Origin of the sequence: Pantoea phytostimulans, from assembly GCF_046118715.1 — a bacterium.
Lineage (GTDB): Bacteria > Pseudomonadota > Gammaproteobacteria > Enterobacterales > Enterobacteriaceae > Pantoea > Pantoea phytostimulans.
Genome location: NZ_CP173698.1, coordinates 2173214 through 2186468, shown reverse-complemented (window position 1 = coordinate 2186468; position 13255 = coordinate 2173214). Strand labels below are relative to the sequence as shown.

General features: G+C 51.2%; 6 protein-coding genes, 2 tRNA genes and 3 rRNA genes. 9 read left to right on the top strand and 2 right to left on the bottom strand.

All coding sequences use genetic code 11. From position 1 onward, the window contains the following. Positions 1–249: 249 nt before the first annotated feature. Positions 250–984: an outer membrane protein assembly factor BamD gene (gene bamD / locus ACF2G4_RS10115; protein ID WP_215845791.1), complete on the bottom strand. Its 735-nt coding sequence runs from the start codon at positions 982–984 to the stop codon at positions 250–252. A 130-nt stretch (positions 985–1114) separates the two neighbouring features. Here bamD and rluD point away from each other — a divergent pair, with 130 nt between their 5' ends. The 9 genes from rluD (at position 1115) to ACF2G4_RS10070 (ending at position 12917) form a co-directional block, all read left to right on the top strand. Further along, a complete protein-coding gene (rluD, locus tag ACF2G4_RS10110) occupies positions 1115–2095 on the top strand; it encodes a 23S rRNA pseudouridine(1911/1915/1917) synthase RluD (RefSeq protein WP_215845792.1) in 981 nt (326 codons plus the stop codon). After that, positions 2092–2820, top strand: coding sequence for a purine nucleoside phosphorylase YfiH (gene yfiH / locus ACF2G4_RS10105; protein ID WP_409074766.1), 729 nt, complete (start codon positions 2092–2094; stop codon positions 2818–2820). Before rluD ends, yfiH begins: the two co-directional genes overlap by 4 nt. Positions 2821–2933: 113 nt before the next feature. Next, positions 2934–5519 carry an ATP-dependent chaperone ClpB gene (clpB, locus tag ACF2G4_RS10100; RefSeq protein WP_243079093.1) on the top strand — a complete coding sequence of 862 codons (2586 nt, stop codon included), beginning with the start codon at positions 2934–2936 and terminating at the stop codon, positions 5517–5519. Between the two features lie 473 nt (positions 5520–5992). Next, positions 5993–7534, top strand: a 16S ribosomal RNA gene (locus tag ACF2G4_RS10095). A 73-nt stretch (positions 7535–7607) separates the two neighbouring features. Then, positions 7608–7684 (top strand) — tRNA-Ile (locus tag ACF2G4_RS10090). A 47-nt stretch (positions 7685–7731) separates the two neighbouring features. Further along, positions 7732–7807 (top strand) — tRNA-Ala (locus ACF2G4_RS10085). A 208-nt stretch (positions 7808–8015) separates the two neighbouring features. Further along, positions 8016–10922: ribosomal RNA gene (locus tag ACF2G4_RS10080) — 23S ribosomal RNA — on the top strand. Positions 10923–11019: 97 nt separating this feature from the next. Further along, positions 11020–11135, top strand: a 5S ribosomal RNA gene (rrf, locus tag ACF2G4_RS10075). The 16S, 23S and 5S rRNA genes sit together here with 2 tRNA genes alongside, the layout of an rRNA operon. A gap of 477 nt (positions 11136–11612) precedes the next feature. Then, positions 11613–12917 carry an MFS family transporter gene (locus ACF2G4_RS10070; protein WP_409074765.1) on the top strand — a complete coding sequence of 435 codons (1305 nt, stop codon included), beginning with the start codon at positions 11613–11615 and terminating at the stop codon, positions 12915–12917. Here the strand turns inward: ACF2G4_RS10070 and ACF2G4_RS10065 are convergent. Further along, positions 12914–13252: a YfiM family lipoprotein gene (locus tag ACF2G4_RS10065; RefSeq protein WP_409074764.1), complete on the bottom strand. Its 339-nt coding sequence runs from the start codon at positions 13250–13252 to the stop codon at positions 12914–12916. The genes ACF2G4_RS10070 and ACF2G4_RS10065 overlap by 4 nt on opposite strands. Positions 13253–13255 lie beyond the last annotated feature (3 nt).

Below are 13255 nucleotides of genomic sequence, written 5' to 3'. Positions count from 1 at the left end.
GGTAAGTTCAGCATAACGCGAAAACAGACAAAATGTGTGATTTAGATCACGAAAAAATGTCACTTTTTGTCAAGGCCAGTTATTTGTGAGAAAGGCTGAGAAAGCGGGTTAAAAGGCTTGAAGCGTAGCCGTTAAAAGCGCATTGTTGATGGGTTAGCTCAACGGGAAAACACTGGTTTTAATGTTTTTCCGAGCATAAAAAAAAGCAGCCATTGAAGGCTGCTTTTTTAGTTTCAAGCGGAATAAAAATTAGCTGACTTGATTAGCAGCAATAATCTTTGCCACTTTATCTGCTTCTGCGTTTAGTTGTAGATGACGGTAGGCATTTTCCATCAGCGACAGCGCATCGTGCGTGGCCTGCGTATCAGGATAATCGCGCATCATACCTTCCACACGGTTAACGACCGCGACATAAGCCTCGCGCTTAGTATAGAATTGCGCCACGGACAGTTCATATTTCGCTAAACGATCTTTCAAGTAGACCAGACGTTTTTGCGCGTCAGCTGAATATTGGCTGTTCGGATAACTGCGCAGCAGCTGCGAGAAGTCACGGAATGCATCACGGGCATGGGTCGGATCACGATCAGAACGATCAATGCCGAAGAAGCCTTGCAGCGCCGAATCATCCAACGCCATATCCGTCAGGCCTTTCATATAGATAACATAGTCGATGTTTGGATGAGTAGGATTCAAACGCATGAAGCGAGCAATAGCCGCCTGTGCTAATGGCAGATCGGCATTTTTATAATACGCGTAGATCAAATCCAGCTGAACCTGCTGTGAATAAGGACCGAACGGATAACGATTATCCAGCGCTTCCAGTTGCTTAATCGCCGCTTTAAAGTTACCGTCCTGCAGCTTTTGCTGCGCTGTGGCATAGATTTCAGAAGGCGGGCTGTCCGGTACCGCGTCATTAGAGCCGGAACAACCCACAAGGGCCAGGCTCAGTGTGGCAGCAGCCACCAGATGTTTCATACGCGTCATGACGAAATGATTATCCTCAAAATGTTATGGCGGAAGCTGTCCGTATAGCTCCCGGTAATGACCAGGTACGATAGCACATTATATTAAACGGCATCGCCGTGAAAACCCAACGTTAACGAAGAAGCTGTATATGGCACAACAAGTTCAACTCACCGCAACGGTATCCGAATCACAACTCGGACAACGCTTAGATCAGACTTTGGCAGAATTGTTCCCTGATTATTCGCGTTCTCGTATAAAAGAATGGATCCTTAACCGTCGCGTTAGTGTTAACGACACGATTGTCGACAAACCAAAAGAGAAAGTGTTAGGTGGCGAACGTGTCGCCATTGACGCTGAGATCGAAGAAGCGCAACGCTGGGAGCCGCAAAATCTGCCGCTCGACATCGTTTATGAAGACGATGATATCCTGGTGATTAACAAGCCGCGTGGTTTTGTGGTGCATCCGGGCGCGGGAAATCCTGATGGTACGGTGCTGAATGCGTTGCTGCATCATTACCCCGCCATAATGGATGTTCCGCGCGCAGGCATCGTCCATCGCCTTGATAAAGATACCACTGGATTAATGGTGGTAGCTAAAACCGTTCCTGCACAAACGCACTTGGTCGAAACGCTACAGCTGCGTGAAATCACGCGTGAATACGAAGCGGTAGCAATCGGTACGATGACAGCGGGCGGCACCGTTGATGAGCCAATCAGCCGTCACTCAACCAAGCGCACGCATATGGCTGTGCATCCGATGGGCAAACCTGCGGTTACTCACTATCGAATCATGGAGCATTTCCGTGCACACACGCGTTTACGCCTGCGTCTGGAAACGGGACGTACCCACCAGATTCGTGTCCACATGGCGCATATTAACCATCCGCTGGTAGGCGATCCGCTTTATGGTGGTCGTCCACGTCCGCCAAAAGGTGCATCTGAAGCGTTCATCTCCACATTACGTGGCTTCGATCGCCAGGCACTGCATGCCACCATGCTGCGTCTGTATCACCCTATCACCGGTATTGAAATGGAATTTCATGCACCAATCCCGCAAGACATGATCGATTTAGTTAACGCTTTGAAAGCGGATACTGAAGAGTTCAAGGATCAAATGGACTGGTTATGAGTTTGATTATCCCCGATTGGCCCGTACCGTCCCGCGTGCGAGCGTGTTCCTCTGTACGCTATGGCGGCACGAGTACAGCACCTTGGAAATCGCTGAATCTGGGTAGCCATGTCGGGGATTCGTCATCACATGTCGAAAGCAATCGCCAACGACTGGTGGAGCTAGCGGGCTTGCCCGCAATGCCACAATGGCTGGATCAGGTTCACACAACCGATATTGTCCGGCTGCCACATTCCGTACAAGAGATACCGCGTGCAGATGCATGTATTACTAATCAAGCAGGCGTAGTGTGTGCAGTAATGACAGCAGATTGTTTACCGGTGTTGTTCTGCTCGGCGGATGGAACGGAAGTCGCCGCTGCACATGCGGGGTGGCGTGGGCTTTGCGATGGCGTATTAGAAAACACGCTGGCGCAGTTTCGTTCATCTCCTAATCAGATTCATGCATGGCTTGGACCAGCAATTGGTCCGAATGCATTTGAAGTCGGCGCAGAGGTACGCAGTGCCTTCATGGCTAAAGCTCCTCAGGCGGCAGCGGCATTCCGTCCCGTTGGCAATAAATTTTATGCCGATATAGTGTTATTAGCGCATCAGCGTCTGCAGGCGGCAGGCGTGCAATCTGTTAGCGCTGTGAAGCGTTGCACCTTCAGCGAACCAGACAATTTCTTCTCCTTTCGCCGTGATGGTGTTACCGGTCGTATGGCAACTTTGATCTGGCTGATATAACCTTACGCCATAAGACGATCCGGTTAGTATGTTTTTTACTCTCATCTCAGGTCATTAACCTTGAAATTTTGAGGGATGACCTCATTTAATCTCCAGTAGCATTTTGACCTGTAATGGGAGGAATCATGCGTCTGGATCGTCTTACCAACAAATTCCAACTGGCTCTCGCCGATGCGCAGTCCCTCGCTCTGGGACATGACAATCAATTTATCGAACCTCTGCACTTGATGAGCGCGTTGCTTAATCAAGAAGGCGGAACGGTACGTCCATTATTAACGTCTGCAGGTGCGGACGTTGCAACCTTACGCACGCAGGTAGAGCAGGCGATCGATCGTCTGCCTCAAGTGGAAGGGACTGAAGGTGATGTTCAGCCTTCATCTGATTTAGTCCGTGTGCTCAATTTATGTGACAAGCTGGCGCAGAAGCGCAGCGACAATTTTATTTCATCTGAATTATTTGTTCTGGCGGCCCTCGATTCACGTGGTTCTTTGGCAGATATCCTTAAATCTGCTGGCGCAACCAATGAAAAGCTAACCAAGGCCATTGACCAGATGCGTGGAGGAGAAAACGTGAGTGATCAAGGGGCTGAAGATCAGCGGCAGGCATTGAAAAAATACACCATCGATCTAACCGAGCGTGCTGAATTAGGCAAACTCGATCCAGTAATCGGTCGTGATGAAGAGATTCGCCGGACTATTCAGGTATTACAACGGCGCACTAAAAACAATCCCGTGCTTATTGGTGAACCTGGCGTGGGTAAAACGGCTATTGCTGAAGGACTGGCTCAGCGCATCATTAATGGTGAAGTACCGGAGGGTTTAAAAGGCCGCCGCGTACTGGCGTTGGATATGGGCGCGCTGGTGGCGGGCGCAAAATACCGTGGTGAGTTTGAAGAGCGCTTAAAAGGTGTATTGAACGATCTTTCTAAACAGGAGGGAAATGTCATCCTGTTTATTGATGAGCTGCATACTATGGTTGGCGCGGGTAAAGCTGACGGCGCGATGGACGCTGGTAATATGCTTAAACCTGCATTGGCGCGTGGTGAGTTGCACTGTGTGGGCGCGACGACGCTGGATGAGTATCGTCAATATATAGAGAAAGATGCTGCGTTAGAACGTCGTTTTCAGAAAGTCTACGTCGCTGAGCCAAGCGTTGAAGACACCATCGCTATTCTGCGTGGGCTGAAAGAGCGTTATGAATTGCATCACCACGTTCAAATTACCGATCCGGCTATCGTCGCGGCCGCAACCTTATCGCATCGCTATATTGCTGATCGCCAGCTACCCGACAAGGCGATTGACTTGATTGATGAGGCGGCTTCAAGCATCCGCATGCAGATGGACTCTAAGCCTGAATCGCTTGACCGTCTTGAACGCCGGATTATTCAGCTGAAACTGGAGCAGCAGGCACTTAAGAAAGAAGCGGATGACGCCAGCATCAAACGTCTTGAGATGTTAGAGAGTGAGCTAAATCAAAAAGAGCGTGAGTACGCTGAACTGGAAGATGAGTGGAAAGCGGAAAAAGCATCTTTATCCGGTACGCAGAACATCAAGGCTGAACTTGAGCAAGCGCGCCTTACACTTGAGCAGGCTCGCCGCTTAGGCGACCTCGGCCAAATGTCCGAGTTGCAGTACGGCAAGATTCCAGCGCTTGAGAAACAGCTGGCTGCAGCGACTCAGGCTGAAGGCAAGATGATGAAGCTGCTGCGTAATCGAGTTACCGACGTTGAAATTGCCGATGTGTTAGCACGATGGACCGGCATTCCTGTGGCGCGCATGATGGAAGGCGAGCGCGATAAGCTTTTACGTATGGAGCAAGAACTGCACGCACGTGTCATCGGCCAGGACGAAGCGGTTGAAGCTGTATCGAATGCTATTCGCCGTAGCCGCGCGGGATTGTCGGATCCTAATCGCCCGATCGGTTCTTTCTTATTCCTTGGGCCGACAGGGGTAGGTAAAACTGAGCTGTGCAAGGCATTGGCGAACTTCTTGTTTGATAGCGATGACGCGATGGTACGTATCGACATGTCTGAATTCATGGAAAAACATTCTGTGTCGCGACTGGTCGGTGCGCCTCCTGGTTATGTTGGCTATGAAGAGGGCGGCTATTTAACAGAAGCGGTTCGTCGTCGTCCTTATTCAGTCATTCTTCTGGATGAAGTAGAGAAAGCACATCCAGATGTGTTCAACATCCTGTTGCAAGTTCTCGATGATGGGCGCTTAACCGATGGACAAGGACGAACTGTGGATTTCCGCAATTCAGTTGTCATCATGACATCGAATTTGGGATCGGATTTGATTCAGGAGCGTTTCGGCAATCTCAATTATGGCGAAATGAAAGATATCGTCATGGGAGTAGTAGGGCAGCATTTCCGCCCTGAGTTTGTTAACCGTATTGATGAAGTGGTTGTGTTCCATCCATTAGCTGAGAAACATATCGCTTCAATCGCGCATATTCAGTTGCAGCGTTTGTATAAGCGTCTGGAAGATCGCGGTTATAAACTGCACATTTCCAGTGAAGCGATTAAATTGCTTGGTGAGAATGGCTACGATCCGGTTTATGGCGCGCGTCCACTTAAACGAGCTATTCAGCAGCAGATTGAAAATCCGCTGGCTCAGCAAATACTTTCCGGTGCATTGGTTCCGGGCAAAACTATCGAAATGGATGTTAAAGACGGTGTAATAACAGCTCATCAATAACACTCCTCAAATAAAAACGGGCCTTTTGGCCCGTTTTTTATGGGTAAAAAGCGATAATTGGTTCATAAAATAAGCAGGTGGTTTAAATATTGAGCGGTTGAATAAAAACTTGAGATTAGCACTTGTCAGCCCGGAAGAACTCCCTATAATGCGCCTCCACTGACACGGCAAACCGGCAACGGGATGGCGGTTCAGGAGACACAGGAAACTGGGTCGCCGGAGAAAAGCTTCTGAAAAAGAGGTTGACTCTGAGGAGGGAAAGCGTATTATACGCCCCTCGCGACAGACCGGCTAAGCCGCTGTTCGCACTGCTCTTTAACAATTTATCAGACAATCTGTGTGGGCACTCGCAGGATGGATATCAGCGTCTTAGGACGTAAAAAATATCAAGCCTCACGAGTGAACACATAATGAAATTCATTATGACGTTTTACAGATGAGCACCGCTTAACTTGTTTAAGCAAATCAAACTTAAATTGAAGAGTTTGATCATGGCTCAGATTGAACGCTGGCGGCAGGCCTAACACATGCAAGTCGGACGGTAGCACAGGAGAGCTTGCTCTCTGGGTGACGAGTGGCGGACGGGTGAGTAATGTCTGGGAAACTGCCCGATGGAGGGGGATAACTACTGGAAACGGTAGCTAATACCGCATAACGTCGCAAGACCAAAGTGGGGGACCTTCGGGCCTCACACCATCGGATGTGCCCAGATGGGATTAGCTAGTAGGCGGGGTAATGGCCCACCTAGGCGACGATCCCTAGCTGGTCTGAGAGGATGACCAGCCACACTGGAACTGAGACACGGTCCAGACTCCTACGGGAGGCAGCAGTGGGGAATATTGCACAATGGGCGCAAGCCTGATGCAGCCATGCCGCGTGTATGAAGAAGGCCTTCGGGTTGTAAAGTACTTTCAGCGGGGAGGAAGGCGATGCGGTTAATAACCGCGTCGATTGACGTTACCCGCAGAAGAAGCACCGGCTAACTCCGTGCCAGCAGCCGCGGTAATACGGAGGGTGCAAGCGTTAATCGGAATTACTGGGCGTAAAGCGCACGCAGGCGGTCTGTTAAGTCAGATGTGAAATCCCCGGGCTCAACCCGGGAACTGCATTTGAAACTGGCAGGCTTGAGTCTCGTAGAGGGGGGTAGAATTCCAGGTGTAGCGGTGAAATGCGTAGAGATCTGGAGGAATACCGGTGGCGAAGGCGGCCCCCTGGACGAAGACTGACGCTCAGGTGCGAAAGCGTGGGGAGCAAACAGGATTAGATACCCTGGTAGTCCACGCCGTAAACGATGTCGACTTGGAGGTTGTGCCCTTGAGGCGTGGCTTCCGGAGCTAACGCGTTAAGTCGACCGCCTGGGGAGTACGGCCGCAAGGTTAAAACTCAAATGAATTGACGGGGGCCCGCACAAGCGGTGGAGCATGTGGTTTAATTCGATGCAACGCGAAGAACCTTACCTACTCTTGACATCCAGAGAACTTAGCAGAGATGCTTTGGTGCCTTCGGGAACTCTGAGACAGGTGCTGCATGGCTGTCGTCAGCTCGTGTTGTGAAATGTTGGGTTAAGTCCCGCAACGAGCGCAACCCTTATCCTTTGTTGCCAGCGATTCGGTCGGGAACTCAAAGGAGACTGCCGGTGATAAACCGGAGGAAGGTGGGGATGACGTCAAGTCATCATGGCCCTTACGAGTAGGGCTACACACGTGCTACAATGGCGCATACAAAGAGAAGCGACCTCGCGAGAGCAAGCGGACCTCACAAAGTGCGTCGTAGTCCGGATCGGAGTCTGCAACTCGACTCCGTGAAGTCGGAATCGCTAGTAATCGTGGATCAGAATGCCACGGTGAATACGTTCCCGGGCCTTGTACACACCGCCCGTCACACCATGGGAGTGGGTTGCAAAAGAAGTAGGTAGCTTAACCTTCGGGAGGGCGCTTACCACTTTGTGATTCATGACTGGGGTGAAGTCGTAACAAGGTAACCGTAGGGGAACCTGCGGTTGGATCACCTCCTTACCTGAAGATACCTCCCGCGAAGTGCTCACACAGATTGTCTGATAGAAAAGTAAAGAAGCAGTAAAACCCCGGCAGGCTTGTAGCTCAGGTGGTTAGAGCGCACCCCTGATAAGGGTGAGGTCGGTGGTTCAAGTCCACTCAGGCCTACCAAATCCTGTTCGTCAGGATCACTGGTCGACGGGTTTTACCAGACTTTTGGGGCTATAGCTCAGCTGGGAGAGCGCCTGCCTTGCACGCAGGAGGTCAGCGGTTCGATCCCGCTTAGCTCCACCATCAACTCCCCCGTTGATACCCAAACAAAACTTCAGAATGCATTTTCGAGTGCATTGCGAAGTTTTACTGCTCTTTAACAATCCGGAACAAGCTGAAAATTGAAACGACGCGCGCCGCATCCCTCCGTAATAAGGGGTGCACAGGCGACGCGTTCGAGTCTCTCAAATGCTTACAGCACGCAGCGTTGCAAAACGCCTGTGGGTTGTGAGGTTAAGCGACTAAGCGTACACGGTGGATGCCCTGGCAGTCAGAGGCGATGAAGGACGTGCTAATCTGCGTAAAGCGACGGTAAGGTGATATGAACCGCTACAGCCGTCGATGTCCGAATGGGGAAACCCGGTGCACTCAGTGCATCATCGCAACATGAATACATAGTGTTGCGAGGCGAACCTGGGGAACTGAAACATCTAAGTACCCAGAGGAAAAGAAATCAACCGAGATTCCCCCAGTAGCGGCGAGCGAACGGGGAGCAGCCCAGAGCCTGAATCAGCTTGTGCATTAGTGGAACGGTCTGGAAAGTCCGACGGTACAGGGTGATAGTCCCGTACACAAAAGTGCACAAGCTGTGAGCTCGATGAGTAAGGCGGGACACGTGGTATCCTGTCTGAATATGGGGGGACCATCCTCCAAGGCTAAATACTCCTGACTGACCGATAGTGAACCAGTACCGTGAGGGAAAGGCGAAAAGAACCCCGGCGAGGGGAGTGAAACAGAACCTGAAACCGTGTACGTACAAGCAGTGGGAGCCTCTTTTATGGGGTGACTGCGTACCTTTTGTATAATGGGTCAGCGACTTATATTCTGTAGCAAGGTTAACCGTATAGGGGAGCCGCAGGGAAACCGAGTCTTAACTGGGCGTTAAGTTGCAGGGTATAGACCCGAAACCCGGTGATCTAGCCATGGGCAGGTTGAAGGTTGGGTAACACTAACTGGAGGACCGAACCGACTAATGTTGAAAAATTAGCGGATGACTTGTGGCTGGGGGTGAAAGGCCAATCAAACCGGGAGATAGCTGGTTCTCCCCGAAAGCTATTTAGGTAGCGCCTCGTGAACTCATCTCCGGGGGTAGAGCACTGTTTCGGCTAGGGGGCCATCCCGGCTTACCAACCCGATGCAAACTACGAATACCGGAGAATGTTATCACGGGAGACACACGGCGGGTGCTAACGTCCGTCGTGAAGAGGGAAACAACCCAGACCGCCAGCTAAGGTCCCAAAGTCATGGTTAAGTGGGAAACGATGTGGGAAGGCACAGACAGCCAGGATGTTGGCTTAGAAGCAGCCATCATTTAAAGAAAGCGTAATAGCTCACTGGTCGAGTCGGCCTGCGCGGAAGATGTAACGGGGCTAAACCATGCACCGAAGCTGCGGCAGCGGCGCGCAAGCGCCGTTGGGTAGGGGAGCGTTCTGTAAGCCGTCGAAGGTGGACTGTGAGGTCTGCTGGAGGTATCAGAAGTGCGAATGCTGACATAAGTAACGATAAAGCGGGTGAAAAGCCCGCTCGCCGGAAGACCAAGGGTTCCTGTTCAACGTTAATCGGAGCAGGGTGAGTCGACCCCTAAGGCGAGGCCGAAAGGCGTAGTCGATGGGAAACAGGTTAATATTCCTGTACTTGGTGTTACTGCGAAGGGGGGACGGAGAAGGTTAGGTTAGCCGGGCGACGGTTGTCCCGGTTTAAGCGTGTAGGCTGGCAGTCCAGGTAAATCCGGACGGCCTCAAGGCTGAGGCGTGACGACGAGGCACTACGGTGCTGAAGTAACTGATACCCTGCTTCCAGGAAAAGCCTCTAAGCATCAGGTAACACAAAATCGTACCCCAAACCGACACAGGTGGTCAGGTAGAGAATACCAAGGCGCTTGAGAGAACTCGGGTGAAGGAACTAGGCAAAATGGTGCCGTAACTTCGGGAGAAGGCACGCTGGCGCGTAGGTGAAGGGACTTGCTCCCGGAGCTGAAGCCAGTCGAAGATACCAGCTGGCTGCAACTGTTTATTAAAAACACAGCACTGTGCAAACACGAAAGTGGACGTATACGGTGTGACGCCTGCCCGGTGCCGGAAGGTTAATTGATGGGGTTATCCGCAAGGAGAAGCTCTTGATCGAAGCCCCGGTAAACGGCGGCCGTAACTATAACGGTCCTAAGGTAGCGAAATTCCTTGTCGGGTAAGTTCCGACCTGCACGAATGGCGTAATGATGGCCAGGCTGTCTCCACCCGAGACTCAGTGAAATTGAACTCGCTGTGAAGATGCAGTGTACCCGCGGCAAGACGGAAAGACCCCGTGAACCTTTACTACAGCTTGACACTGAACCTTGAGCCTTGATGTGTAGGATAGGTGGGAGGCTTTGAAGCGCGGACGCCAGTCCGCGTGGAGCCAACCTTGAAATACCACCCTTTAATGCTTGATGTTCTAACGTAGGCCCGTAATCCGGGCTGCGGACAGTGTCTGGTGGGTAGTTTGACTGGGGCGGTCTCCTCCTAAAGAGTAACGGAGGAGCACGAAGGTCAGCTAATCACGGTCGGACATCGTGAGGTTAGTGCAATGGCATAAGCTGGCTTGACTGCGAGAGTGACGGCTCGAGCAGGTGCGAAAGCAGGTCATAGTGATCCGGTGGTTCTGAATGGAAGGGCCATCGCTCAACGGATAAAAGGTACTCCGGGGATAACAGGCTGATACCGCCCAAGAGTTCATATCGACGGCGGTGTTTGGCACCTCGATGTCGGCTCATCACATCCTGGGGCTGAAGTAGGTCCCAAGGGTACGGCTGTTCGCCGTTTAAAGTGGTACGCGAGCTGGGTTTAGAACGTCGTGAGACAGTTCGGTCCCTATCTGCCGTGGGCGCTGGAAAACTGAGGGGGGTTGCTCCTAGTACGAGAGGACCGGAGTGAACGCACCGCTGGTGTTCGGGTTGTCACGCCAGTGGCACTGCCCGGTAGCTAAGTGCGGAAAAGATAAGTGCTGAAAGCATCTAAGCACGAAACTTGCCCCGAGATGAGTTTTCCCTGACCCCTTGAGGGTCCTGAAGGGACGTTGAAGACTACGACGTTGATAGGCCGGGTGTGTAAGCGCAGCGATGCGTTGAGCTAACCGGTACTAATGACCCGTGAGGCTTAACCTTACAACGCCAGAGGCGTTTTGGTTGTAGAGACAGAGATTTTCAGCTTGTTCAGCGGATAACCCTGCGCGGCGAAGGCGGCGCGGGACAACAGAATTTGCCTGGCGGCTGTAGCGCGGTGGTCCCACCTGACCCCATGCCGAACTCAGAAGTGAAACGCCGTAGCGCCGATGGTAGTGTGGGGTCTCCCCATGCGAGAGTAGGGAACTGCCAGGCATCAAATAAGTAAAAAAGCCCTTTGCATCCGCAAAGGGCTTTTTTACGTCCTGCATCCGGGCAGACGGCAGCGGCAAGCGCTAAATACCGCCGGCTCAGCGGCCGGCAAGCCAGCCGGCGATAAAGTCAGCCACCCGGTCAGGCCGGCTGATGTTCAGAACGGGGACGTGAAGCGCCGGGCAGGCATCGCCGGCCACGGCAATAACGTGCCCGCCGGTTAAGGCCTCAGCGCTTTCCTCAGTACCCTCCCGCCATAAAGCGATTTCTGGTACCTATTTGTTTTTAAATCACTCAATATAGCCAGCTCTCAACAACAATTTATACAGGTATTCCCTGTAAAAATTGCATGTGTTACAAGCAAATAATCGGTCCAGTCACAAATCGCAATATCAGAGTTGATCCACTTCCCGTATGCCCTTAACAAATGCTTTACTCAATCCTTTAACGCTGCTTATCAGCAAGGAAAAGAGGCAAGGCATGACAGATATCATCAAAAACCAAAGCGACGAAAGCTCGCATCCTGATTCAACAAAAAAACGCATTTGGGCCATCGTAGGTGCATCATCGGGCAACTTAGTTGAGTGGTTTGATTTCTATGTATATTCATTTTTCTCACTCTACTTCGCACATATTTTCTTTCCGGCAGGCGATACCACAACGCAGTTGCTGCAAACAGCCGGCGTATTTGCCGCTGGTTTTTTAATGCGACCCATTGGGGGATGGTTATTTGGTTATATTGGAGATCGCCATGGCCGAAAGAAATCAATGCTGATCTCCGTATGCATGATGTGTTTTGGATCACTGGTCATTGCATGTTTGCCTGGCTATGAAAGCATCGGGGTTGCTGCACCCATTATTTTGTTGCTGGCACGTATGTTTCAGGGCTTATCAGTGGGAGGCGAATACGGTACTAGCGCAACCTATATGAGTGAAGTCGCGCTTGAAGGACGTAAAGGATTCTACGCTTCTTTTCAATATGTCACCCTGATTGGTGGCCAATTAACGGCAGTGTTGACGGTGGTCATATTGCAGTTCACCCTCAGTGACGAGGAACTGCGTAACTGGGGATGGCGTATCCCGTTTTTCCTTGGTGCAGCACTGGCTATTGTGGCGTTATGGCTGCGTCGATCTCTGGAAGAAACCTCTGACAAGAAAAGCCGTGAACATAAAGATGCAGGCAGCGTTGGTGGATTGCTGCGTAATCATACGCGTGCTTTTTTAATGGTCTTAGGTTTTACAGCCGGCGGCTCACTCAGCTTTTATACCTTCACAACCTATATGCAGAAGTATTTAGTTAATACAGCAGGTATGGATGCTAAAACAGCGAGCGGATTGATGACTGGCGCATTGCTGTTCTTCATGTTGTTGCAACCCGCCATTGGGGCATTGTCAGATAAGATTGGTCGACGTGGATCGATGATGATCTTCGGGGCGGGTGCAGCGATCTGTACTGTTCCAATCCTGACTCTGCTGCAAAATGTACAAAGTCCATGGATCGCTTTTCTACTGATTATGCTTGCCTTACTCATCACCAGCTTTTATACCGCGATCAGTGGCATCTTGAAGGCTGAGATGTTTCCGCCGCAGGTGCGAGCATTAGGTGTGGGTTTATCTTACGCGGTTGCGAATGCAATTTTTGGAGGATCGGCAGAATACATTGCCTTGTTGATGAAGCAACAGGGAATTGAAACGACCTTCTTCTGGTACGTTTCGGCAATGGGCGCGCTGGCATTTTTAGTCTCACTAATGCTGCACAAACGTGGCAAGGGCATCAAGCTTTAATGGCTCCAATTCCACAAAGCGATGCCGCTAGACGCTCCGGCAACATCCCAGGCTAAATCTTTCCAACTCCAGCCGCTGCCATCGTGGCGGCTGTCAAACCACTCTTTCCCGACGCCAAAACTCAGAGAAAACATCATTCCTATCGTGCTGCTTTGACGCATGGAGAGGTGCTGATGATCGCCATATTCGCTACCAGCCGCAGCCAAAGCCGCTGAAGCAAAGAAATGCTCTGCTTTATCCTTGCCTGTCCAGCGATCTTCAGCGACGTGAGCACAACCGCTACAGAGCACGGCAGCAAACAGCAAAATACGGGTGGGTTTTACTGAAAAGCCCACGCC

Coding starts and splice junctions, on each gene's coding strand:
- ACF2G4_RS10070 (WP_409074765.1), top strand. CDS start 11,613: ATGACAGATATCATCAAAAACCAAAGCGACGAAAGCTCGCATCCTGAT.
- yfiH (WP_409074766.1), top strand. CDS start 2,092: ATGAGTTTGATTATCCCCGATTGGCCCGTACCGTCCCGCGTGCGAGCG.
- rluD (WP_215845792.1), top strand. CDS start 1,115: ATGGCACAACAAGTTCAACTCACCGCAACGGTATCCGAATCACAACTC.
- clpB (WP_243079093.1), top strand. CDS start 2,934: ATGGGAGGAATCATGCGTCTGGATCGTCTTACCAACAAATTCCAACTG.
- bamD (WP_215845791.1), bottom strand. CDS start 984: ATGACGCGTATGAAACATCTGGTGGCTGCTGCCACACTGAGCCTGGCC.